This window comes from Pyruvatibacter sp. HU-CL02332 (assembly GCF_040362765.1).
GTDB lineage: Bacteria > Pseudomonadota > Alphaproteobacteria > CGMCC-115125 > CGMCC-115125 > Pyruvatibacter.
Map to the genome: position 1 here is coordinate 1806114 of NZ_BAABWK010000001.1, position 21096 is coordinate 1827209.

The 21096-nt window shown below is 59.4% G+C and carries 23 protein-coding genes; 8 read left to right on the top strand and 15 right to left on the bottom strand.

The genetic code is table 11. From position 1 onward, the window contains the following. Positions 1–25 precede the first annotated feature (25 nt). Both ABXH05_RS08555 and ABXH05_RS08560 read left to right on the top strand, forming a co-directional pair. On the top strand, positions 26–307 hold the full coding sequence (locus tag ABXH05_RS08555) for a hypothetical protein (RefSeq protein WP_353560643.1): 282 nt from the start codon (positions 26–28) through the stop codon (positions 305–307). A 24-nt stretch (positions 308–331) separates the two neighbouring features. Continuing rightward, positions 332–637 (top strand): hypothetical protein, encoded by a 306-nt coding sequence (locus tag ABXH05_RS08560; RefSeq protein WP_353560644.1) that lies wholly within the window; start codon positions 332–334, stop codon positions 635–637. Here the strand turns inward: ABXH05_RS08560 and lepA are convergent. The 6 genes from lepA to rpmI form a co-directional block, all read right to left on the bottom strand. Then, a complete protein-coding gene (gene lepA / locus ABXH05_RS08565) occupies positions 634–2436 on the bottom strand; it encodes a translation elongation factor 4 (protein WP_348136757.1) in 1803 nt (600 codons plus the stop codon). The genes ABXH05_RS08560 and lepA overlap by 4 nt on opposite strands. 68 nt (positions 2437–2504) lie before the next feature. After that, the gene (locus ABXH05_RS08570) at positions 2505–3356 is read right to left on the bottom strand and encodes an ion transporter (protein WP_353560645.1); all 852 of its coding nucleotides are present in this window, start codon (positions 3354–3356) and stop codon (positions 2505–2507) included. Positions 3357–3434: 78 nt separating this feature from the next. Further along, a complete protein-coding gene (gene pheT, locus ABXH05_RS08575) occupies positions 3435–5828 on the bottom strand; it encodes a phenylalanine--tRNA ligase subunit beta (RefSeq protein ID WP_353560646.1) in 2394 nt (797 codons plus the stop codon). Further along, complete coding sequence (pheS, locus tag ABXH05_RS08580; protein ID WP_348136760.1) at positions 5825–6919, bottom strand: phenylalanine--tRNA ligase subunit alpha; 1095 nt, start codon at positions 6917–6919, stop codon at positions 5825–5827. The genes pheT and pheS overlap by 4 nt, the downstream gene beginning before the upstream one ends. A 151-nt stretch (positions 6920–7070) precedes the next feature. After that, positions 7071–7427 carry a 50S ribosomal protein L20 gene (gene rplT, locus ABXH05_RS08585; RefSeq protein ID WP_348136761.1) on the bottom strand — a complete coding sequence of 119 codons (357 nt, stop codon included), beginning with the start codon at positions 7425–7427 and terminating at the stop codon, positions 7071–7073. Positions 7428–7465: 38 nt separating this feature from the next. Next, entirely contained in the window at positions 7466–7663 is a 198-nt protein-coding gene (gene rpmI, locus ABXH05_RS08590) for a 50S ribosomal protein L35 (protein ID WP_043948086.1), read from the bottom strand. A gap of 241 nt (positions 7664–7904) precedes the next feature. Between rpmI and ABXH05_RS08595 the strand changes: the two genes are divergently transcribed. Next, positions 7905–8747: a dienelactone hydrolase family protein gene (locus tag ABXH05_RS08595; RefSeq protein ID WP_348136762.1), complete on the top strand. Its 843-nt coding sequence runs from the start codon at positions 7905–7907 to the stop codon at positions 8745–8747. Between the two features lie 3 nt (positions 8748–8750). Here the strand turns inward: ABXH05_RS08595 and ABXH05_RS08600 are convergent, their stop codons facing one another. Both ABXH05_RS08600 and ABXH05_RS08605 read right to left on the bottom strand, forming a co-directional pair. Then, entirely contained in the window at positions 8751–9998 is a 1248-nt protein-coding gene (locus ABXH05_RS08600) for an LLM class flavin-dependent oxidoreductase (RefSeq protein WP_353560647.1), read from the bottom strand. 84 nt (positions 9999–10082) lie between these two features. Further along, positions 10083–10976, bottom strand: a complete 894-nt coding sequence (locus ABXH05_RS08605; RefSeq protein ID WP_353560648.1) for a LysR family transcriptional regulator — start codon at positions 10974–10976, stop codon at positions 10083–10085. 130 nt (positions 10977–11106) lie between these two features. Between ABXH05_RS08605 and ABXH05_RS08610 the strand changes: the two genes are divergently transcribed. Together ABXH05_RS08610 and ABXH05_RS08615 are read left to right on the top strand one after the other, a co-directional pair. Further along, a complete protein-coding gene (locus ABXH05_RS08610; RefSeq protein WP_353560649.1) occupies positions 11107–12033 on the top strand; it encodes a sterol desaturase family protein in 927 nt (308 codons plus the stop codon). Positions 12034–12035: 2 nt separating this feature from the next. Next, a complete protein-coding gene (locus tag ABXH05_RS08615) occupies positions 12036–12641 on the top strand; it encodes a hypothetical protein (RefSeq protein ID WP_353560650.1) in 606 nt (201 codons plus the stop codon). Here the strand turns inward: ABXH05_RS08615 and ABXH05_RS08620 are convergent. The 5 genes from ABXH05_RS08620 to ABXH05_RS08640 all read right to left on the bottom strand — a co-directional run bounded on the left by ABXH05_RS08620 (position 12638) and on the right by ABXH05_RS08640 (position 16857). After that, positions 12638–13579: an alpha/beta hydrolase gene (locus ABXH05_RS08620; protein ID WP_353560651.1), complete on the bottom strand. Its 942-nt coding sequence runs from the start codon at positions 13577–13579 to the stop codon at positions 12638–12640. The genes ABXH05_RS08615 and ABXH05_RS08620 overlap by 4 nt on opposite strands. A 36-nt stretch (positions 13580–13615) precedes the next feature. Next, the gene (locus ABXH05_RS08625) at positions 13616–13957 is read right to left on the bottom strand and encodes a putative quinol monooxygenase (RefSeq protein WP_353560652.1); all 342 of its coding nucleotides are present in this window, start codon (positions 13955–13957) and stop codon (positions 13616–13618) included. A 92-nt stretch (positions 13958–14049) separates the two neighbouring features. Then, positions 14050–14571 carry a translation initiation factor IF-3 gene (gene infC / locus ABXH05_RS08630; RefSeq protein WP_043948090.1) on the bottom strand — a complete coding sequence of 174 codons (522 nt, stop codon included), beginning with the start codon at positions 14569–14571 and terminating at the stop codon, positions 14050–14052. Positions 14572–14707: 136 nt separating this feature from the next. Further along, on the bottom strand, positions 14708–15661 hold the full coding sequence (locus ABXH05_RS08635; RefSeq protein WP_353560653.1) for a glycosyltransferase family 9 protein: 954 nt from the start codon (positions 15659–15661) through the stop codon (positions 14708–14710). After that, positions 15658–16857, bottom strand: coding sequence for a glycosyltransferase family 4 protein (locus ABXH05_RS08640; RefSeq protein ID WP_353560654.1), 1200 nt, complete (start codon positions 16855–16857; stop codon positions 15658–15660). The genes ABXH05_RS08635 and ABXH05_RS08640 overlap by 4 nt, the downstream gene beginning before the upstream one ends. Before the next feature lie 40 nt (positions 16858–16897). Here ABXH05_RS08640 and ABXH05_RS08645 point away from each other — a divergent pair, with 40 nt between their 5' ends. Beyond that, positions 16898–17674 carry an alpha/beta hydrolase gene (locus ABXH05_RS08645; RefSeq protein ID WP_353560655.1) on the top strand — a complete coding sequence of 259 codons (777 nt, stop codon included), beginning with the start codon at positions 16898–16900 and terminating at the stop codon, positions 17672–17674. Here the strand turns inward: ABXH05_RS08645 and ABXH05_RS08650 are convergent. Continuing rightward, positions 17671–18546 carry an SDR family oxidoreductase gene (locus tag ABXH05_RS08650; RefSeq protein WP_353560656.1) on the bottom strand — a complete coding sequence of 292 codons (876 nt, stop codon included), beginning with the start codon at positions 18544–18546 and terminating at the stop codon, positions 17671–17673. The genes ABXH05_RS08645 and ABXH05_RS08650 overlap by 4 nt on opposite strands. A 72-nt stretch (positions 18547–18618) precedes the next feature. Between ABXH05_RS08650 and ABXH05_RS08655 the strand changes: the two genes are divergently transcribed. After that, a complete protein-coding gene (locus ABXH05_RS08655) occupies positions 18619–19437 on the top strand; it encodes a tetratricopeptide repeat protein (RefSeq protein WP_353560657.1) in 819 nt (272 codons plus the stop codon). Positions 19438–19454: 17 nt separating this feature from the next. Here the strand turns inward: ABXH05_RS08655 and ABXH05_RS08660 are convergent, their stop codons facing one another. Next, on the bottom strand, positions 19455–20147 hold the full coding sequence (locus ABXH05_RS08660; protein WP_353560658.1) for a glutathione S-transferase family protein: 693 nt from the start codon (positions 20145–20147) through the stop codon (positions 19455–19457). Between the two features lie 137 nt (positions 20148–20284). Between ABXH05_RS08660 and ABXH05_RS08665 the strand changes: the two genes are divergently transcribed. Then, positions 20285–21085 carry an undecaprenyl-diphosphate phosphatase gene (locus ABXH05_RS08665; RefSeq protein ID WP_353560659.1) on the top strand — a complete coding sequence of 267 codons (801 nt, stop codon included), beginning with the start codon at positions 20285–20287 and terminating at the stop codon, positions 21083–21085. Positions 21086–21096: the final 11 nt, after the last annotated feature.

A 21096-nucleotide genomic window follows, 5' to 3' on the forward strand; every position in this document is an offset into this window, starting at 1 on the left:
ATCTCAAAGCAGGATCGTCAGCACCATGATATTGCGTGTTCTGACGGTTCTGTTTCTGGGTGCGGCCATTGGTGCCGCCATCGGCGATGTCGTGTCTCGATCGGGCATGGCGTCGTTGGGAGAGGTGTGGTTTGCCATCCACTCCGGCTCACTGAACCTCAGCCAGGCCATCACCCAGCGCTATCTGTCACCGGAAATCTGGGACCCGTACGCAATCTGGGTGCTCGGCCAGCCGGCAACCGTGTTCTTCGGTCTGCTGGCCCTGCTTTGCTTCCTGGGGGCGTGGCTGCGTGTTCGGCGCGGCTAGACTGGTCCCAAAAAGGGGATATGGATGGCAAAAATAAGCTTTCTAACCTTGTTCCTCGGCGGTTTGGCATTTCTCATTTACTTGGACGCCAGCAATGGAGAACTCCGGTCGCTGAACAACTTGTTTGGTCCAATGGAAACTTTCAGTACGAACGCGTTTGCGCCTGTGGAAGACGTCCCTGAGTCTGGTCCTGTGGTGACCTTCTTCGCTTGGGTTGCTGAATTGCCCGCGCTCGCCGTGCTTGCGGTAATTTTCTTGATTTTCGCAATGATGCCGCCAGAAAATTTTTCGTTTCACTATTGGGAATTTTCAGTCGGTGGCGGCGACTAGTTGTCGTCCATCTTCAGCGCTGAGATGAAGGCTTCCTGCGGAATATCCACCTTGCCGAACTGACGCATGCGCTTCTTGCCCTCTTTCTGCTTGTCGAGGAGCTTGCGCTTACGTGTGGCGTCACCGCCGTAGCATTTGGCCGTCACGTCCTTGCGCATGGCAGCGATGGTTTCGCGGGCAATCACCCGGCCGCCAATGGCTGCCTGCACCGGTATCTTGAACAGGTGGCGCGGGATCAGGTCCTTGAGCTTCTCGCACATGCCACGGCCACGTGCCTCAGCCCGTTCCTTGTGCACGATCATTGCCAGCGCATCCACAGGCTCCGCGTTCACGAGAACGGACATCTTCACCAGATTGCCCGGCTGATAGTCTTCGATGTTGTAGTCGAAGCTGGCATAGCCCTTGGTGACGGACTTCAGACGATCATAAAAATCGAAAACGACTTCGTTCAGCGGCAGGCGATAGACGGCCATGGCGCGGCCACCCACATAGGTCAGGTCCTGCTGTACGCCACGTCGGTCTTCACACAGCTTGAGGACAGCACCGAGATATTCATCCGGCACCAGGATGGTGGCCCGGATCCATGGCTCTTCGATGGTCTCGATTTTCATCGGGTCCGGCATGTCGGCGGGATTGTGTAGCTCTACAACTTCGCCGTCGGTCATGTGCATGTGGTAGACCACACTTGGCGCGGTGGTAATGAGATCAATGTTGAACTCACGTTCAATCCGTTCACGGATGATCTCAAGATGAAGCAGGCCAAGGAATCCACAGCGGAAGCCGAAGCCCAATGCCGCTGACGTTTCCATCTCATACTCAAAGCTGGCGTCATTGAGGCGCAACTTGCCAAGAGACTCGCGCAGATCTTCAAACTGCGCCGCATCCACCGGAAAGAGGCCGCAGAAAACAACTGGCTGTGCCGGTTTGAAGCCGGTCAGGGCTTCCGCCGTCGGGCGCTTCTCATCAGTAATTGTGTCGCCCACAGCCGTGTCGGCAACCTGCTTGATTGAAGCCGTCAGATATCCGATTTCACCCGGGCCGAGGCTTGCGACCTTTTCCTTCTTGGGGCGGAACACACCGACTTCATCCACCCCGTATGTGGCATCGGTTGCCATCATGTGGATGCGCTGGCCCTTCTTGAGCTCGCCATCAATGATCCGCACAAGAACGACGACGCCCAGATAGGCATCGTACCAGCTATCCACCAGCATCGCCTTGAGCGGCGCGGAGCGATCTCCCTTTGGCGGCGGTAGCTTCTGAACGATGGCTTCCAGCACGCTCTCAATGCCAAGGCCGGTTTTGGCCGAAATCTCAAGTGCCTCCGAGGCGTCCAGACCGATCACATCCTCAATCTGCTGTTTGATGCGGTCGGGCTCCGCGGCCGGCAGGTCAATCTTGTTGAGGACCGGCACGATCTCGTGGTCGACCTCAATGGCCTGATACACATTGGCCAGGGTCTGTGCTTCCACGCCCTGGCTGGCATCCACCACCAGCAGCGACCCTTCGCAGGCCGCCAGTGAGCGGTTCACTTCGTATGCGAAATCCACATGGCCTGGTGTGTCGATCAGGTTAAGCACATAGGGCTGGCCGTCTTCGGCGGTGTATTCCAGCCGGACCGTCTGCGCCTTGATGGTGATCCCGCGCTCGCGCTCGATATCCATCGAGTCGAGCACCTGCTGCTTCATCTCACGCGCGGCAAGCCCGCCGGTGAACTGGATCAGCCGGTCGGCAAGCGTGGATTTGCCGTGGTCAATATGCGCCACGATGGAGAAGTTGCGGATATGAGAAAGGTCAGTCATTGCAGCGGCATATAGCACCCGCAAACCCTTGCGCCTAGCGGAATTGACGCCGCAGGCCGCTCGGTCGATCACATGCCCGGTTTGGGGCCTGCTTCTTCCTCCTCCTCAAGCCGTTCGCGCTCGCGCTGCTGGCGCAATTCGTCCTGAAAAGCACCGGCAATAATGCCCGAGGGAAGGCTCACAAGGCCGATGGCGCCCAGAATGAGCAGGCCTGCCGCCATACGGCCCCCGAGGGTGGCCGGCACCACATCGCCATAGCCTACAGTTGAGAGGGTCACCACGCTCCACCACATGGCCTTCGGAATGGAGCCAAACGCCTCTGGCATGGTGTCGCGCTCGAACAGATACATGATGACGGCGGCGGAATAGATCACCAGCGAGGCAATCACCGCTGCCACCATCAACTGCCGCCACGTTGACCGCAGAACCCGAACAACCACCCGCGCAGGCTCGAAATACTTTGCCAGCTTGAACAGCCGCGCCAGCCGGAAGGCCCGCAGCCACGCCAGATCAGCGCCCATGAATCCAGTCGCGATCAGCACGATGAGTTCAGGGCCAAACGCCAGAAAATCAACCGATAGCCAGAACCGCCCCGCATAGTGAGCGCGATTGCGCAGGCCCGTGACGCCGCGGGTCTGCCCGGCACACCACAATCGAAGACAGAATTCGATGGCAAAGATCAGCAGAATGGCATCATTGACCAGATCGAGCAGAAAGGCCGTGTTAGACGACAAACCTTCCATGGTCTCGACCGTAAACAGCACAACGCTGAGAATAATCAGAACAAGGATGACCCAGTTCAGAGGCGACAGCCCGCGCCCGTCCCATGAATCCAGCAGCAGCTGGCGATCAAACCAGCTGCGGGCTTCTGCCGCGCCCTGCTCATAGGGTGGCTCTGTTTCGTCATTCGGGGCGGTCATGGGCATGTATCCGCATCACGTGCCGCACCGAATCACGTGCAGCCAACGACACACATTACCCTTGCCCGGCCTGTACCGTCAGCCGCGCAGTGTGCCGCCGGTCGCCTTCTGCACGGATGCAACGATTTTCTCAGACACAGCATCAATGTCCTTGTCGGTCATTGTCTGCCCCGTGGGCTGGAGTGTGACCTCAATAGCGACAGATTTGCTGTCCGCATCAATGCCTTTGCCCTCATAGATATCAAAGACCTGCGCATCAGTGATCAGCTTCTTGTCAGCCGCCCTGGCCGCCTTCAGCAGTGCGTTGCCTGCTACATCCTTGGTGACGACGAAGGCAAAGTCACGGCGAACCGGCATCAGATCAGCCGCATCCAGCGGTGGCTTGGAGCGTGTGGCCTTCTTGCGCGGCGCCGGAATGGCATCGAGATAGACCTCGAACGCAGCAACGCGGCCTGACAGACCAAGCGCCTCAACAACGCGCGGGTGCAGCTCACCAAATTGTGCCAGTACAACTTTGGGCCCAAGCGTCAGCAAGCCGGAACGGCCCGGATGATACCACTCGGACGCACCGGTCGAGACTTGAGCATTTGCAGCCGGCCCGCCAGCAGCAGCCAGTGCCGCCAGCGCATCTTCCTTGGCGGTGAACACATCCGGCGCGGACGCACCCTGCCACTCACGGGTGGTGTTGCCCGCGCGAAGACCAGCAGCAGATGTGCTCTGGCCTTCTGGAGTTTCATTTGCGTAGTGCGCACCAACCTCAAACAGCGCAACGTCGCGCATGCCTCGGTCAATGTTGCGCTGAGCGGCAGCCGCAAGGGTTGCCAGAATGCTCGGGCGCATGTCGGACAGTTCTGATGAAATCGGATTTGCCAGCTCCAGCGCCTTTTGACCGCCACCGAACAGTTCCGCCTGCTGTTTGGAGCAGAAGGCCCACGTCACGGCCTCAGACAGGCCACGGGAGGCCAGTCCACGCCGGGCGAGGCGCACACGGCCCTGCATCGGCGTCAGGATCGGTTTTGCAACCGCATGAAGACGCGGCAGCGGTGTGGGCTTCACTTCGTTGATGCCGTGCACACGCACAGCTTCTTCAACGAGGTCAGCAGAGCCATGGACGTCAGGGCGCCAGGACGGCGGCGTGACCTTGGCAGGTGACGATGTGCTGTCACTCTCGAACCCAAGAGCTTCAAGGATTGAGAAGATGCGCGCGTCATCAAGTTCAAGGCCGGTGAGCTTGCGCACCCGCGCCGTATCGAACGCAATCTCGCGGCGCCATTCCGGGATGCCACCAGCGCTTTCAACGGTGCTGGCCTCGCCGCCACACATGTCGAGGATCAGGCGTGTCGCCATTTCCATGCCGTCGTGAGCAAATTCCGGATCAACACCACGCTCAAAGCGGAAGCGGGCATCTGACGTGATGCCTGTCTTGCGGCCGGCAGTCGCAATGGTGATGGGGTCGAACAGGGCGCACTCGACGAACACATTGACCGTGTCCTCTGTGCAGCCGGAGGCCGCGCCACCCATGACACCACCAAGCCCGAGCATGCCGTTGTCGTCAGCGATGACGCACATGCTGTCGTCGGCTTTGTATTCCTTGCCGTCGAGCGCCAGAAATTCTTCGCCTGTCCGGCCCATGCGCGCATGTACGGTGCCGGAAAGCTTGTCTGCATCAAACACATGCAGTGGACGTGCGCGGTCGAAAGACATGTAGTTGGTGATGTCCACCAGCGCATTGATTGGCCGCAGGCCGATGGCACGCAGCTTTTTCTGCAACCAGTCCGGCGATGGGCCGTTCTTCACGCCCTTGATCATCCGTCCAAGGAACAACTGGCAGGCAGGGTCGCCGTCGAACTTGAGATCGACCTTGGTGTTGCTCTCAAATGTGCCGGGAACGGTCTCTATGGTTTCAGCCTTGAGGGTACCCACGCCCATGGCGGCCAGATCACGCGCAATGCCGCGCACGCCAGTACAGTCGGGCCGGTTGGGCGTAATGGCAATTTCGATGACGGGATCATTGACGCCAAGGGCGTCCGCCGCAGACATGCCGACCTCGAAGTCACCTTCAAGATCGATGATGCCGTTGTGCTCTTCCGACAGCTCAAGCTCACGTTCCGAGCACATCATGCCGTTGGACTGCACACCGCGAATTTCCGTCGGCTTCAACGTCATGTCGATGCCGGGCACGTAAGCGCCTTCCGGCGCAAAGATGCCGGTCAGTCCTTCGCGCGCATTGGGCGCACCACACACAACCTGCATCTCGCCTTTGGCCGTGGCGACCTTGCAGAGCTTCAGCTTATCCGCATTGGGGTGCTGTTCCGTGCTGATGATCTTCGCAACGGTGAACGCACCAAGGGCCTTGGCCGGATCGTGGATCTCTTCCACTTCCAGACCCAGCATAGTCAGGGCGTCGGACAGTTCATCAAGCGTGGCTGTTGTCTCAAGATGGTCCTTGAGCCAGGAGAGGGAGAATTTCATCGGCTCAGCCCTCCGTATAGAGACGGTACATCCAGAGCCGAAAATCCGTAGTGCTTGAGCCAGCGCAGGTCGCCATCAAAGAACGCCCGCAGATCAGGCGCGCCATATTTCAGCATGGCGAGACGGTCAATGCCAATGCCGAAGGCAAAGCCCTGATAAACCTCAGGGTCGAGGCCGGACGCCTTGAGCACGTTCGGATTGACCATGCCGCAGCCCAGAATTTCGAGCCAGTCATCACCCTGGCCTATCTTGATGTCTTTGCCCGAGCGATCACAGCGGATGTCCACTTCCATGGACGGTTCCGTGAACGGGAAGTAGCTCGGGCGGAAACGCATTTCCACGCTGTCTACTTCAAAGTAGGCGCGGGCGAATTCTTCCAGTGTCCAGCGCAGGTGACCCATATGGGTTGTTTCATCAATGACCATGCCTTCCACCTGATGGAACATCGGGGTGTGGGTCTGGTCACTGTCGCAGCGGAACGTGCGGCCCGGTGCAATGAAACGATGCGGCGGCTTCTCGCTGCGCATGGTGCGCACCTGCACAGGACTTGTATGGGTCCGCAGCAGCAGCCGTGAGCCGTCTTCCTGCTCATGGAAATAGAACGTGTCATGCATCTGCCGGGCAGGGTGCTCCGGCGGGATGTTCAGCGCTGTGAAGTTGTATTCGTCCGTTTCAATGTCCGGACCTTCCTTCACGTCGAATCCCATATCCGCGAAGATGGCGACGATCTCGTCCATCACCTGTGAGTTCGGGTGGATGCGGCCCTGCTCGGCGGGAGCGGCGGCAACCGGCAGCGTGACATCCACGCGGTCCTGTTCCAGCTGCACTTCCAGGGCTGCGTCATGCAGCATGGCCTGACGGGCCGTGATGGCGTCGGCGATGCGGGTCTTGAGGCCGTTGAGAAGTGGACCCGCTTCCTTGCGTTCCTCTGGGCTCATTTTGCCCAGACCCTTCATCAGCTCTGAGACGCGCCCCTTCTTGCCCAGGGCGGCCACGCGCACCTGCTCCAGCGCGTCCAGGGTCTCAGCATCTGCGATGGCAGAGGTGAACTGGTCTTCGAGGGATTTCGCTTCAGTCTGAAGGTCGCTCATCTGGTCTCAATTCCGGCCATTTGGGTACAGGCCTTTTGGCATAAAAAAATCGCTGTTGCCACGCGCGTGGCAGCTATTCGGTTCTGGTGGGAACCGGCAGCAGCCCGCGCGGGCAAACAGCGATGTTTATCGTGTGGATGAGTCCTAAGGACTACTTCAGCGCGGCGGCCGCCTGATCGACCAGAGCCTTGAAGGCCTCAGGTTCGCGGATCGCGATGTCAGACAGCACTTTGCGGTCCACGTCGATCCCGGCAACCGTGAGGCCGTTGATAAATCGGCCATAGGTCATGCCGTGCTCACGCGTGGCAGCATTGATGCGCTGGATCCAAAGCGAACGGAACGTACGCTTGCGGACCTTGCGGTCGCGATACTGGTACTGGCCAGCCTTGTCGACAGCCTGGGTGGCGATGCGGAAGGTATTCTTCCGGGCGCCGTAGTAGCCCTTGGCGGCCTTGATTACTTTGCGATGACGGGCGTGAGTTGTGACGCCCCGTTTGACACGTGCCATGTCAGGTTCTCCTCAAACGAATTTCTAAAAAGGGGCGTTCAGCCGTAAGGCAGGAACTTTTTGACGACCTTGGCATCCTGTGGAGACAGGATGGTTGTCCCGCGCAGATTACGAATCTGCGTCTGAGACCGCTTGATCATGCCGTGACGCTTGCCAGCCTGGCCCGCGCGCACTTTCCCTTTAGCCGTAAGAGAGAAACGCTTCTTGGCGCCGCTCTTTGTCTTCAGTTTGGGCATTTCGCGTCTTCCTTCAAATCAAAGCGCCGGATCAAGATCCAGCGCTGGAACAGCAACAAAGCCGCCATGGCATGCCCTACAGGCCAGGCGGCACTAAGAGGCGGGGTTATAGAGGGGCCAGAAGGGGGATGCAAGAGGGGGTGAGGCCCCGGTTCTGTCATGCCTGCTGCCCTTTTTTGTTGCCTGGCCGGGTCATGATCCGTTAGGCTGAGTTCAATATAGAAACTCAGGAAGGTGCCCCATGGCTGTGCAAAGCATGTTTGAAGACGATCCGCTGGATGATTTCGACCATCGCGAGATCACGCTGGACGGGGCGACCCCGGGCATCACCAAGATGGTGCATGTGATGGGCTCGGGCCCGGCGGTCATCGTGATGACGGAAATGCCCAATATCAGCCCGCATGTGTCGCGGTTTGCCCGCTGGGTGCGCGATGCCGGTTTCACGGTCTATATGCCCTCGCTATTTGGCCGCGATGGCGCGGTTCCCAATGAAAAAGAGGGCACGGAGAGCTTCCAGCATGCCTGTGTGAGCGCTGAATTTAGGGCTTTTGCCAAGGGCAACCCCGATGGCAAGGCCAGCCCGGTCACGATCTGGCTGCGGGCATTGGCCAAACTGGCCCACGAAGAATGTGGCGGCCCCGGCGTTGGGGCCATCGGCATGTGCTTTACCGGCAATTTTGCCTTGTCGATGATGCTTGAGGACTCGGTTCTGGCGCCGGTGCTGTCTCAGCCATCCCTGCCACTGGACGATGCCGCCGCCGTTGAAAGCCCGCCGGAAGAGCTGGCCGCCGTACGCGAACGCATGGAGCGCGACGACCTTACAGTGCTGGCCTATCGCTTTGAGGGCGACAGTTTCTGCCAGGCAGAGCGCTTTGCCCGCTACGCGGAAGCCCTGGGCGACCGTTTTGAAGGGCATGTGCTGCCCGACAGTGCTGCCAACACCGACCTGCCGGAATTCGCCAAGAAGTTTGTGACCACGCCCCACAGCGTGGTGACCACCCACCTTATTGATGAGGAAGGTGAGCCCACAGCCATGGCCCGCGACAACATTCTGGACTTCTTCAAGCAGCGGTTGGCGTCGTAGCGATTACTCCGCAGCCGTCTGGTTCACCTGCGGCTTGGACACTGCCGCAGGAATAACGGGAATATCCTTGTCCGCGATGGGAGGCATCTTCTGTTTGCGGGCAAGGGCTGCCTCGATGTAGGGCGCGAGTTCTTCGGCCTTCCGGGCTTCGCGCTTGGCAACATCTGCCTTGAAGTCCGGCATGACGTCGGACGCAAACAGCTCAAGGCTCTCGCAGATATGCTGGTGCGAATTGTTGCCCGCCTGCTGCATGAAGATGACCTGATCAACGCCGGCCTCCTGCATGGCTTTCAAGTGCGCACGCATGTCGTCCGGCGTGCCGATGCCACCAAGTCCGCCCGGCGCCTGTGACGCGGCTTCCTTGATTACGTCTTCCGTCCGATCGCCCCGGCGCTCGATGTATTCCGCCCACATATCCGTGCGGCCCGGCACAAAATCCTGCGTCACCATGCGGCCCAGCGCATAGCCAAAGAACTCAAAGCCTTCATGGCCACGGCGGATTGCTTCTTCACGGTCCTGATGAATCGAGAACGATGACACCATGGCGATGTTGGCATTGACCCGATGGCCCAGCGGCACGCACTGGTCTGACTTGATGATGCCGTAATAGATGTCAGCCCACGCGCGCGCTTCGTCGGGATCAACAAAGGAGAACGCCAGTGCACCCAGACCAAGCGACGCTGCCACCTTGATGGTGTCGCGATTGGTGCAGGCCATCCACATGGGCGGATGCGGCTTTTGCAGTGGCTTGGGAATGACGTTGCGGCACGGCATGGAGAAGGTCTTGCCTTCAAATCCAGGATAAGGATCCATCACCATCATGTTGGCAATCTGCTCGGCGGCCTCCAGTGACATCTCGCGTTTTTCCCGCGCGGGAATGTCAAAGCCGCCAAGCTCAAGACGCGTCGCGCCTTCGCCGATGCCGAAATCCACACGGCCATCAGAGATGAGATCAAGCGTGCCGATGCATTCTGCCGTACGGGCGGGGTGATTGTAGTTGGCAATCACCTGCCGGATGCCGTGGCCAAGCCGGATGTTTTTCGTTTGCCCGGCGGCAGCGGCCAGAAACACTTCCGGTGCTGCGGAGTGGGAGTACTCCTCAAGGAAGTGATGCTCCACCTCCCACGCATAGTCATAGCCAAGCTTGTCCGCGAGAACGATCTGGTCCAGCGCCTCCTTGAAGAGGCGGTGTTCCCCATCGTCGCCCCAGGGGCGTGGCAGCTGAAGCTCGTAAAAGACCCCAAAGCGCATCGGTGTCTCCTCCCATATATTTTTGTTTTCAGGAGAAGTATGACCCTGATTGCCGCGAATGCAAAAGCAGCGGCTCTGATCCGCTCAGGACGTGGCAGTGAGCGACCTGACGCTATCAATGAAACTGCTGATCGCCGGTTCGTGCCGGGTTTCAGGAAGCGTCGCCGCGCTGACGGAAAAATTGAGGCCTGCCGGGTGAGGCCTGGCGTCCAGACTGCCGTCTGCAAGGTACGGTGCGAGGGCTGATCGCGGGGCCGCGGTGAGCACATCCGTGGAGGCGGAAAGCGCCAGGCAGGCTGTCTGGCTCAGCAGCCGGTAGCGCGGGAAATCACTTCGTTGCAGCAGGTCGCGCAGCTCATCGGGCAGGTTGCCTTCAAAAATCTGATCGTACCCTGCAACAGCCCAGTCAAATGTCAGCAGTTCACCAAGCGCGCCGTCTGTTGCGAGCATCGGGTGTCCGGGCCTGAATGCCACCATGTAGGGCTCTTCAAACAGCGTCTCGATGTGCAGGCGCCTGTTATGCGGCAGCCCGGCCATGGTGGTGGTGTGGTAGAGCAGCAGATGCGCCCGGCGCTGGATCAATTCGTCCGCCGCATAGGCGGGCGGCATGGATTCAGCGGTCACCCGCATATGCCCGTGCGTGTCCCGGTAGTGCAGCAACGCAGGTTGGATAAGCAACTCAAGCACAGCAGGCCCGCTGACGATCCGAAGCTCGCGCGCCCCGCCGCGCGTTTCCCGCCGCACATTCTCCGCATAGGCGAGAATATTGACGGCCAATGGATAGAGGCGCTTGCCGGCCTCCGTCGGCGCAACAGACCGTGTGGTGCGATGAAACAGCTCCACATCCCACAAAGTCTCCAGCGATCGGATGCTTTTGGTGATTGCGGACTGGGACAGGCTCACTTCGTCGGCCGCTTTTGAGAAGTTGCCGAGCCTGTAAACGGCTTCAAAGTGCCGGATATGGCGGAGGTCAAACATATATTCCAAAAGGTGGCATATAAGGGATTATTATTCAATTTATCGAATTTAACTGCTCCGATAGCGTTCAGCCAATCCCGGAGCATGCCGGGGCCGGGAAACACCGGAAGATGGGCTGGAGGCTAGAATCATGGTTTTGGAAGACATCGTCGCGTCAAAAGTGACGCTCTACGCGATCCCCGTATTTTTTGCGGCCATCGCAATTGAAATGGTCCTCGTGCGCATCTTTGGCACGCGGGTGGAAATGGATGGCAGGGACGACGCTGTCAGCATTTTCCTTGGGCTTGCCAGCACGGTCACAAACGGGGCGTCGGCCTTTCTGACCGTCGCCATGCTCTTTTGGGCTGCGCAATATCAGCTCGTGGCCATCCCGCTCACCGTGGCATCAGTTGTCGCATGCTTCCTGCTCGATGATTTGCGTTACTACCTGCATCACCGCATTGCCCATCGTTGCCGCTGGCCGTGGGCGATGCATGTGACACATCACTCAAGCACCCACTTCAACCTGGCCGTTGCCTTGCGCCAGGGATGGACCAAACATTTCTCGGGCACGACATTTCTCAAGATCCCGCTGGTGCTGATCGGGTTTGACCCCCTTGTCGTCATTTTCTGCGGTGCGCTGAACGCCATCTATCAATTCTTCCTGCACACGCAGACGATCGATAAACTGCCGGCATGGTTCGAGGCTGTGTTCAACACGCCGTCCCACCACCGCGTACATCACGGCAAGAACCCGCAATATCTCGACAGAAATTATGCAGGTACACTGATTATCTGGGACAAGATGTTCGGCACGTTCGCAGCCGAAGACCCCAATGACCTGCCTGAGTTCGGTCTGGTGAAAGACATCGAGACACTCAATCCCCTCAAGATTATCTTCCACGAATACTGGAATGTGGTGAAAGACTTTTTCACACCGGGACTGACGCTGATGCAGCGTGTCCTGTATGTGGTTGCTCCTCCCGGCTGGAGCCATGACGGGTCCCGCCTGACATCTGTTGCCATCAAGCAGGCAGCAGACGTGGTTGATGAAACGCTTTCACCGCAGCAGGCCTGATCATGCCTGTGCATTATGCAGCCTCTGAGGCGGTGTTGGTTCTCGCTTGTCTATGGTCTATCCGCGCTTTCTGGCGGAATGGATGTCGGCTCGCATCTGTCGGTGCAGCTCTCATCGGTATTGCCGCCGCGCTTGGAACAATCCGTTTCGGCTTGAATGCGCATGATCAACTGGAAACCATCCACAAGCTCGTCTCACGGGCGGGCGGATTGATTGGCGCCGGGCTTATTGCCTCAGATCTAGTCCGGTACTTTGCCCCGGCAGGGTCCAGAGACATGGTTGGTAAACTGGCGGTCCTTGTGGTCGGACTATGCATTGCAGTGGCGCTGACATGGCCCGTAGTTGCAGTGGCCGTTGTCTTGGCCTTCACGGTGGTGCCGATACCTGTCGTGCTGCTTGGCGCTGCAGCCCCCGTCGCCGGACGCCTGCTGGCGACGGCTGCAGCGTCCCTCATGCTGATCAATATCTTGCTGGTGCAGCGATCGCCGGTCCTTGGGCCAGACATAAGCTGGCACGCCTACCATCTGCTGATCGCAGTCTGGTTGGTGGCAATCGCCATGATTCTGACCTGGCAGCAGGTAGGTCGCGGGAAGCAGGTAGCGTCCTAAACGCCCAACCCGCGTCCCAGCGACTCCAGATAGTCCCGCTCAAACCGTTGAGATATCGGCGCGTCCTGCACAAAGACAAAGCCGTGATAGGCAGCGGGGTAGATCTGTAACTCCGTCGCGACACCTGCCCCCGTCAGTCGGCGGGCATAGGCGATGTCTTCGTCCAAAAACAGATCAAGACTGCCAACCCCAATCCATGTGGGGGGCAGTCCGTCAACACTGTCTGCGCGTGCGGGCACAGCCGGAGCAGCTGGTGCCATGTCACCCAGATAGGATGCCCAGCCGAACACATTGGCATCCGCCGTCCAAACAAACTCGCCTGTAAGCGGATCAGGCGTCACGCCCGGTGCGGTCGTGCGGTCGTCCAGCATGGGATAAACCAGATGCTGGAATGCGATTGTGTATTTGCCTTCCGCATGGGTGCGCTGAACAAGGGCTGCGGCCAATCCGCCGCCCGCACTGTCACCGCCCACGGCAATGCGCGTAGCGTCCACATTCAACTCACCGGCAGTGTCAAAAAGCCACGCAAGAGCAGCAGCGCAGTCATCAAGCGGTGCAGGGTAGGGGTGTTCAGGTGCCAGCCGGTACTCGACGGAAACGACCGTCACGCCAAGCTGTGCTGCGATCTGCGTGTTGCGCTGATCAGATCCTTCCACATTGCCGCCGATATAGCCGCCGCCATGGATATGCAGGAAGGCCGGACGGGTGCCGGCGCTTTTGTTGCTCTCATAAACCAGGCATCGAACATCCGGTGCGCCGTTTAGCCCGGGAACCTTGATCTCGCGACGGGTGACATCATGCTCTGCCGGATCACCAAGCACGGCCATGCTGGCCATCAGTTCACGAATGCCCGGCAAGGCCTCGGTTGAGAGATCGAGTGCAGGAAACACATCCAGAAAAGACTGCAGGTCCGGGTCAACCAGGTGGCGGGTGCTCATGAAATTTCCTCTGCTCTGCTATGTGTGGTGATCAGCCTAGACGGGGGCGTAGAACTTGGCGCCCGCTTTGCTGAAGGCATCCGCCAGTGCGGATGATGGCGTGCCGCAGACGCTCATGGAAGCAACCGTGCGCAGGCTGGCAAGCTCTTTGGCGAATGACGCATAGTTTTGTGCGTGAAAAAGAACAGCGTCGGAGCTTGCGTAAACCTCAACCACCCGCGCTGTATTGTTGTCTGCATCAATGAACCAGTCATACTGAAGCGTATCGGGTTCAGTCTTGGCGACATGCGCTTTGAGGCGCGCAACGACCGCCAGAAGCTCGTCGAGCTTTCCGTCACTGATGTTGGACTCAACCAGCAATGTGATTTGGTCTGACACGTATCCATCTCCTGCCTATCAATGTTTTCGATGCCATAAAAAATGCCCGGGTCCATTTGGACGCGGGCATTTTTGTCTGATCTTCAAGACTGCTAGCGCGGCGCCAGCACCATGATCATCTGGCGGCCTTCAAGCTTGGGGTGGAGTTCCACCTTCGCGATTTCATCCACCTGGTCACGGACCTTGTGGAGCAGTTTCATGCCGAGTTCCTGGTGGGCCATTTCACGGCCACGGAAGCGCAGGGTGACCTTCACCTTGTCGCCTTCTTCAAAGAAGCGAAGCATGTTGCGCATCTTCACGTCGTAATCATGCGTGTCGATGTTCGGGCGCATCTTGATTTCTTTGACGTCGACCGTCTTCTGGTTCTTGCGCGCTTCAGCGGCTTTCTTCTGGGCCTGATATTTGTATTTGCCCAGATCCATGATCTTGGCGACAGGCGGCTTGGCGGTGGGAGAAACCTCCACCAGATCAAGGCCAACCTCTGAGGCCATTTCCATCGCGCGGTCTGTGGCGACAACGCCTACATTTTCGCCTTCGGCATCAATCAGCCGAACGTCTGGAACATTGATCTGGTCATTGGCGCGCGGGCCCTCTTGTTTTTGAGGGGGCGCCATATTGGGGCGGCGTGCGATGTCGTTACTCTCCCGTCAGAACGGCGCGGGAGAAAGGTTCAATCATACAGTCCCGCAAGCCCCGTCCAGTGAAACACAAGGTGTTGAAGCGCCTATATTTCGTGAATCCGCCTGAAATTCAAGTTATTCCGGCAAGTTTCGCCAATGCGGCCTTAACGTCGTCCGGAGAATGCGCGGAAATCTCCGGCCCGGCGAGGATGCTGACCCTTGGTCCGCGCGGCGCACACAGAGCCGGATCGCTGTCAGAGCCAAACAACGCCACACTCGGCGTGCCGCTGAGCGAGATGAGATGCATGGGCCCGGTATCGTTGCCCACAGCCATTTTTGCACCCAAGGCCAGGGTCACAATGTCATTGAGGCTGGTGTCTCCGGCAAGATTGAGAGCGGTGGATTCGCTCTCCGCAATGTCCTGCGCGAGGGGTTTTTCGCTCTTCGACCCCAAAATGACCGGGCGGATGCCCTGTGCAGCCCAATCACGCGCGACCTGCGCAAAATGGGTTGCAGGCCAGCGCTTGGCAGGGCGGTGGGGCGCAGCGCCAGGCACCATGAGACCATAGGGCGCATCCGATCCGATCGTCTCCACCACGGATCTGGAGCCGGCAAGCCGTGCTGGATCAGGCATTGGTGTGTCAGCAATGCCAGCATCGCGCAGCTGCTCCGCCTGTCGATCGATGGTGTGCATGAAATCGCGGCGCGGGTTGGTGTGCGGGTGTGAGCACCCACGCGCAATGCCAGACCACTCGGTGCGTGGCCAAAGCAGATGAAAATACATCGAGGACCGCGACGAGGTCTGCAGGTCATAGACCCGCGTGAATTTCGCCCAGCTCATACGGCGAACCAGTGACAGGAGCGACCCAAAGCCCTTCGTGCGCCCGTCGTCCCAGATGTCGTCGAAATAGCCTGAATCTTTGGCAAGGCCTGCAAAGGCAGGCGTGGTGAGCAGGGTGATGTGCGCGTGGCCCGTCTCATCCAGCGCGTCGTGATGGGTGCGGATGGCGGCAAAGGGACCAAGCGCCTGAACAAAATCCCCAAGCGCGCCCAGCTTGATGACCAGAATGTTTTCCCTGCTCATGAAGTTCCGGCGGCCTTTCGGGCGCTTGCCGCACCGCTCAGGACATCGCGATAGACATCCAGGGTAGAGGCACACATGGCCTCTGACGTGAAAGAGCTGAGCGCATGTGCCCGCGCCCGCCCGCCCATCTGGGTTGCGTCCTCAGCCGACATGGCAAGCGCGTCATCCAGCACGGATGCCAGGGCATCCGCATTGCCGGGCTCAAACAGCCAGCCGGTGCGCTGATGGGCCGGGTCCGTGATGAACTGTTCCCGCGCGCCTCCGTGGTCCGGCGCGATCATGAGCTTGCCCATGGCCTGTGCTTCCACACCAATGCGTCCAAAGGGCTCTGGGTCCAGCGAGGCAGACACAATGATGTCTGCCGCCTTATAGGCCGCCGCCATATCGCTGATATGGCCTGCCAGCGTCACCTGTTCCATGAGGCCAAGATCAGCGATGTGCTGGCGGACTTCAGTTTCAAAATCCTCTCGCCCCTGTGCATCGCCTGCGATGACAAATTTTGCGGGCAGTGTGGTTCTGGCAGCAGCATCAATCAAAAGCAGCGGACCCTTCCAGCGGGTCAGCCGGGCGGGCAGCACAACCAAAGGACGGTTGTCTCCCTCCACGCCCCATTCGTTCTTCAGCGCCTGAACGCGGGTCTGATCCACACTGTCCGGGTCAAACGTCTCAAGATCAAAGCCGCGTGGAATCGGATGGACCGTGTCCACCGGTGTCCCATGGGCCATCATGATGCGATCAGCGGTAAACTGTGAGTTGGCGATGACGGCCTCACCGCGGGCCATCACTGAATTGTAGAACACTTTCCAGCGCGGCTTGTCATGGACCTTGCTGTGATAGGTCGTGACGAAATGCCGGCGCTCGGCATTGGCAGCCGCTATGGCACTCCAGGCCGGTGCCCGGCTGCGGGCATGGACGATGGATATATCGCGTGCGCGTATGATCCGGCGCAGTTTGCCGATGTTTTCCATCATGACCATCGGATTCTTGGACGCGGCATCCATATGAAACACGGTGACGCCGGCCCGCAGCAGCTCGGTTTCCAGACGACCACCATTGGTGGCCACAAACGAACGCCAGCCATTGGCTGCAACCGCGCTGGCGATCTCCACGCAGGAGCGTTCAGCGCCCCCTGCGTCAAGCTGAGGGATTACCTGCAGCACGCCGGGCTTGGTAAGCTGGCTGTCCGTGTGTTCCAAGAGCTCTTGTGCTCCCAAGTACCAATAGAATTCAGGCCTTATGACCCAATTAGAAAATACGTTCCAGAACCTTACCCGCCCCGACGGCGAAACGCTCGCTTTTCAGGCGCGCGAGGGAGAGGGCCCGACGGTGGTCTGGTTCGGCGGCTTTAAGTCGGACATGACGGGCACAAAAGCAACCGCGCTGGACGACTGGGCCAAGGAACGGGGCCAGGCTTTTGTCCGGTTTGACTATTTCGGACACGGGGCATCGTCCGGTGACTTCACAGACGGCACCATTGGTCGCTGGCTGGAAGACGGGCTGCATGTGCTGCGGGACCTGGCGCCCGGCCCTGTGGTTCTGGTCGGGTCCAGCATGGGCGGTTGGCTGTCTCTTCTCGCGGCCCGTGCGCTGCAGGCGGCAGGCGAGGGCGACCGCCTCAAGGGCATGGTGCTCATCGCGCCGGCACCGGATTTTACGGAAAAACTGATGTGGTCCGGCTTCTCCGACGAGATACGCCGCACGATTATGGACGAAGGTCAGTACAACCAGCCATCTGATTATGATGATGAGCCTTACATCATTACCCGTCGGCTAATCGAGGAAGGCCGGGATCATCTCATCCTCGACAAGCCCATTCCGGTGACCTGCCCGGTACGCATCCTCCAGGGCATGTGCGACGACGATGTGCCGTGGCAGCACGCGCTCATGCTGGTGGAAGCTCTGGAGGGCGACGACGTGGCCTATACACTGGTCAAGTCCGGCGACCACCGCCTGTCCACCCCGGCAGACATCGTCCGGCTGCATCAGGCTCTGGATGATGTTACCGGCACCTAGGCTTTTCCGTCCCAGGCATCGGCAAGCGCCTGCAGACCTTCGCGGTAGGTCGGGTACTTCAGAACCACGCCCAGATCATCCTTGATGCGGTCGTTTTTCACCCGTTTTGATTCTGCGTAGAAGCTGCGGCCCATGGGCGACATCTCCACCTCGTCAAACGGCACCAGCGGCGGTGGGTCCATGCCCAGGAGGTCTGCCGCATAGGCCACAACGTCCTGCGGAGCGCTGGCTTCGTTGTCGCACACGTTGAAAGGCTGCGTCGGCAGGCCGCTTGTGGCAGCCGCCTCAAGTATCTGGGCAATGTCATCCACATGAATGCGCGAGAACACCTGCCCGGGTTTCTCAACCCGGCGTGCCTTGCCCTTGCGCAGGCTGACCAGTTGATTGCGCCCGGGTCCATAAATCCCCGCCAGCCGGAACATGTGAAGGGGCACGTTCATGGCAGCGGCAAGGTCCTGCCAGACAAGCTCCGCAGTGACGCGTTTTTTGCCGCGCTCTGTTGAGGGCAGCAACATGCTGTCTTCGTTTACGTAGCCACCCTTGCGGTCGCCATAAACACCGGTGGTTGAAAGATATCCGATCCATTCAAGACCGCTGATGGTCTGGATGTCTTTGCCATGGGTACCTACGACCGGATCACCATCGTCACCGGGAGGCACCGACGCAAGCAGATGGGTCGTGCCTGCGAGTGCTTGGGCTGGATCAGCAAGCGGTGCATCGCCGAACAGATGAACGTCAAAACCCTCAGCACGTAAAACTTCCGCCTTTTCTTCGCTGCGGCAGGTACCTGCAACCTGCCAGCCTTGCTGCTGCATATGCCGGGCAAATGTGAGCGCAGAGAATCCAAGGCCAAAACAGAACAGACGAGGCATCGAGGGAAGAATCCTTTTTGTTGCCAAATGCGCGCCTTGAAATGGCCACCGCTGCGCGCGACGGTAGCGCCCATGAGAGAGATGATAAATGCCGCACGGCTGTTTTTCCTATGGGTCGGCCTGCTGATTGTCGGCGTCGCCATCCTGATGGTGTTCGTGCTGCCCGCCCGAAGCTATGCCCAGGACCTTGATTCCGCTGCGCGCTACCGTGACTGCCTGCGGCTGGTCGAGGTTGACCCGGACCAGGCCTTTGATCAGGCGATGGAATGGCGCACCAATGGCGGCGGTCCCGCCGCGCGTCATTGTGAGGCGCTGGCCCTTGTGGAGTTGAAGCTGTACGGCGAAGCCGCGGTGCGTCTGGGTGATCTGGCTGATGCGCCGGGCTCGGGCGAACCCGAAGACCGTGCCGCCCTGTTGGCGCAGGCGGGCAATGCGTGGCTGCTGGCAGGCAGCGGCGAAAACGCGGCGATTGCCCTGACGGCCGCCCTCAACCTCACCCCCGGCGATACCGGGTTTCTGGTCGATCGGGGGCGGGCCTATGCAGCTGCCGGAGACTTTGCGGCGGCTGAAGCAGACCTCAATCAGGCATTGGCCATTCGACCCGATGCAGCAGATGTTCTGGTGCTTCGTGCAGGTGCCAAACGCGCACAAGGCAAGCTGGATGGCGCCAGCGAAGACATTTCACGTGCCCTCGCGTTGCAGCCGGACGGTCCTTATGTGCTGGTTGAACGCGGCGCCATTCGGTTGGCGCAGGGTGATGATGCTGGTGCCCGCGCGGACTGGGTTTCGGTGGCACGCATTGTTGGCGAAGTTGGTCCCGAGCATCCCGATGCGGAAGCGCTCAAGGATGCCCAGCGCAGCCTTGAAGACTTGGATGTCGACAAGCCTTAAGGACTCAAGAGCAAAAGCTAGAAATCAAGATTTGCGTAATGCCGCGCGGCAGGCATGCCGGGCACATTGTCGGCCAGCAACGCCCTGAAAGATGGCCGCGACTTGATGCGTGCATACCAGTCTTTGGACTGGGGAAAATCCGACCACGGAACATTACCAATATAGTCAACCGCTGACAGATGCGCAGCTGCTGTCAGATCTGCAAGGGTCATTTCTTCTCCGGCCAGCCAGTTGCGGCGTTCCACAAGAAACGAAATGTAATCCAGGTGATAGCTGACATTGTGCATGCCAATGCGCACGGTCTCGGTGTCCGGCGGGCCGCCGCCCAGGTCGCGGGGCAAAAACCGCTTGAGAATTTTTTCATCAACGAGGGTGCGGGTGACTTCCTCGGCAAACTTGTCGTCGAACCAGTCCGCAATACGCCGCGCCTCTGCGCGTTCAATCGGATTGCCGGGCAACAAAACCAGACCGCCGTCAGGGTCGCGGTAGAATTCGTCCAGATATTCGGTGATTGCACGGTGGCCCGAGAAGATGGTGCCATCCTGTTCAACCAAAACGGGCACGGCGCCAGCCGGATTGAGGGCCAGAAATTCTTCGCGCCGCTCCCATGGTTTTTCAACCTCCAGTTCGAAGGCGAGTTTCTTTTCCGCAAGTGCCAGGCGGACCTTGCGACAGAACGGATCAAGAGGTTGATGAATGAGGCGTCTCATGCTGGGGCGCACTGTAGCTTATTCGCAGGCGCGCGCGATGCCTGAATTGGGCAAAACCCGGATTTGTTTTACCGCCACGATTGCGTAATGAATGGCGCCTATAGTGAGTGCTTCATGATTCCTCCGGACCCCGCCAAATGCCCATTAGCCAACTGATCGTCCTGGCCATTATTCAGGGCCTGACCGAGTTCCTGCCGATCTCTTCGTCTGGCCATCTGGCTTTGGTGGATGAGCTGACCGGCTGGGCTGATCAGGGGGTGCTGATCGATGTGGCGATCCATGTGGGGTCGCTCTTCGCGGTGCTCATCTACTTTCGCAAGGACGTTGGCGCGTTGATTGGCGGCAGCATGGCCCTGCTGCGCGGCCAGATGACCGATGCGGGACGCTTGGCGCTCTACCTCATCGCGGCCAGCGTGCCGATCTTCATCGTCGGGTTTGTCGTTGTGAGCACCGGGATGGTGGATGGTCTACGTGGTGTCGCAACCATCGCCTGGGCCAACATGATTTTCGCCGTGTTGCTCTATTGGAGCGACCGGGCGGGGGCCACCACCAAGACACTGGCTGAGATGAGCTGGGGGCAGGCCGTTATTGTGGGCATATCTCAGGCGGCAGCCGTCATTCCTGGTGCCAGCCGATCAGGCGTCACCATGATGGCGGCGCGGTTCCTGGGATTTGACCGACGCGAGGGTGCCAGGTTCTCCATGCTGCTCGCCATCCCAACCATTCTGGGGGCAGGCGCTGCTGCTACCCTTGAACTTGCGGAAACGGGCAATGTCACCTTGCAGAGTGACGCTGTTATTGCCGCCCTCTTATCGTTTCTGGTGGCGTGGGCTGCCATAGCCGTCTTCATGCGACTGCTGGAAAGCATGTCGCTCACACCATTTGTGATCTATCGCGTGGTGCTGGGCGCAGCCCTGCTGCTGTGGGTCTATCTCTAGGCGAAAGCGGT

Excerpts from the sequence above, each read along its gene's own strand:
- ABXH05_RS08555 (WP_353560643.1), top strand. The coding sequence starts at position 26 with ATGATATTGCGTGTTCTGACGGTTCTGTTTCTGGGTGCGGCCATTGGT.
- ABXH05_RS08560 (WP_353560644.1), top strand. The coding sequence starts at position 332 with ATGGCAAAAATAAGCTTTCTAACCTTGTTCCTCGGCGGTTTGGCATTT.
- lepA (WP_348136757.1), bottom strand. The coding sequence starts at position 2,436 with ATGACTGACCTTTCTCATATCCGCAACTTCTCCATCGTGGCGCATATT.
- ABXH05_RS08570 (WP_353560645.1), bottom strand. The coding sequence starts at position 3,356 with ATGACCGCCCCGAATGACGAAACAGAGCCACCCTATGAGCAGGGCGCG.
- pheT (WP_353560646.1), bottom strand. The coding sequence starts at position 5,828 with ATGAAATTCTCCCTCTCCTGGCTCAAGGACCATCTTGAGACAACAGCC.
- pheS (WP_348136760.1), bottom strand. The coding sequence starts at position 6,919 with ATGAGCGACCTTCAGACTGAAGCGAAATCCCTCGAAGACCAGTTCACC.
- rplT (WP_348136761.1), bottom strand. The coding sequence starts at position 7,427 with ATGGCACGTGTCAAACGGGGCGTCACAACTCACGCCCGTCATCGCAAA.
- rpmI (WP_043948086.1), bottom strand. The coding sequence starts at position 7,663 with ATGCCCAAACTGAAGACAAAGAGCGGCGCCAAGAAGCGTTTCTCTCTT.
- ABXH05_RS08595 (WP_348136762.1), top strand. The coding sequence starts at position 7,905 with ATGGCTGTGCAAAGCATGTTTGAAGACGATCCGCTGGATGATTTCGAC.
- ABXH05_RS08600 (WP_353560647.1), bottom strand. The coding sequence starts at position 9,998 with ATGCGCTTTGGGGTCTTTTACGAGCTTCAGCTGCCACGCCCCTGGGGC.
- ABXH05_RS08605 (WP_353560648.1), bottom strand. The coding sequence starts at position 10,976 with ATGTTTGACCTCCGCCATATCCGGCACTTTGAAGCCGTTTACAGGCTC.
- ABXH05_RS08610 (WP_353560649.1), top strand. The coding sequence starts at position 11,107 with ATGGTTTTGGAAGACATCGTCGCGTCAAAAGTGACGCTCTACGCGATC.
- ABXH05_RS08615 (WP_353560650.1), top strand. The coding sequence starts at position 12,036 with ATGCCTGTGCATTATGCAGCCTCTGAGGCGGTGTTGGTTCTCGCTTGT.
- ABXH05_RS08620 (WP_353560651.1), bottom strand. The coding sequence starts at position 13,579 with ATGAGCACCCGCCACCTGGTTGACCCGGACCTGCAGTCTTTTCTGGAT.
- infC (WP_043948090.1), bottom strand. The coding sequence starts at position 14,571 with ATGGCGCCCCCTCAAAAACAAGAGGGCCCGCGCGCCAATGACCAGATC.
- ABXH05_RS08635 (WP_353560653.1), bottom strand. The coding sequence starts at position 15,661 with ATGAGCAGGGAAAACATTCTGGTCATCAAGCTGGGCGCGCTTGGGGAT.
- ABXH05_RS08645 (WP_353560655.1), top strand. The coding sequence starts at position 16,898 with ATGACCCAATTAGAAAATACGTTCCAGAACCTTACCCGCCCCGACGGC.
- ABXH05_RS08650 (WP_353560656.1), bottom strand. The coding sequence starts at position 18,546 with ATGCCTCGTCTGTTCTGTTTTGGCCTTGGATTCTCTGCGCTCACATTT.
- ABXH05_RS08655 (WP_353560657.1), top strand. The coding sequence starts at position 18,619 with ATGAGAGAGATGATAAATGCCGCACGGCTGTTTTTCCTATGGGTCGGC.
- ABXH05_RS08660 (WP_353560658.1), bottom strand. The coding sequence starts at position 20,147 with ATGAGACGCCTCATTCATCAACCTCTTGATCCGTTCTGTCGCAAGGTC.
- ABXH05_RS08665 (WP_353560659.1), top strand. The coding sequence starts at position 20,285 with ATGCCCATTAGCCAACTGATCGTCCTGGCCATTATTCAGGGCCTGACC.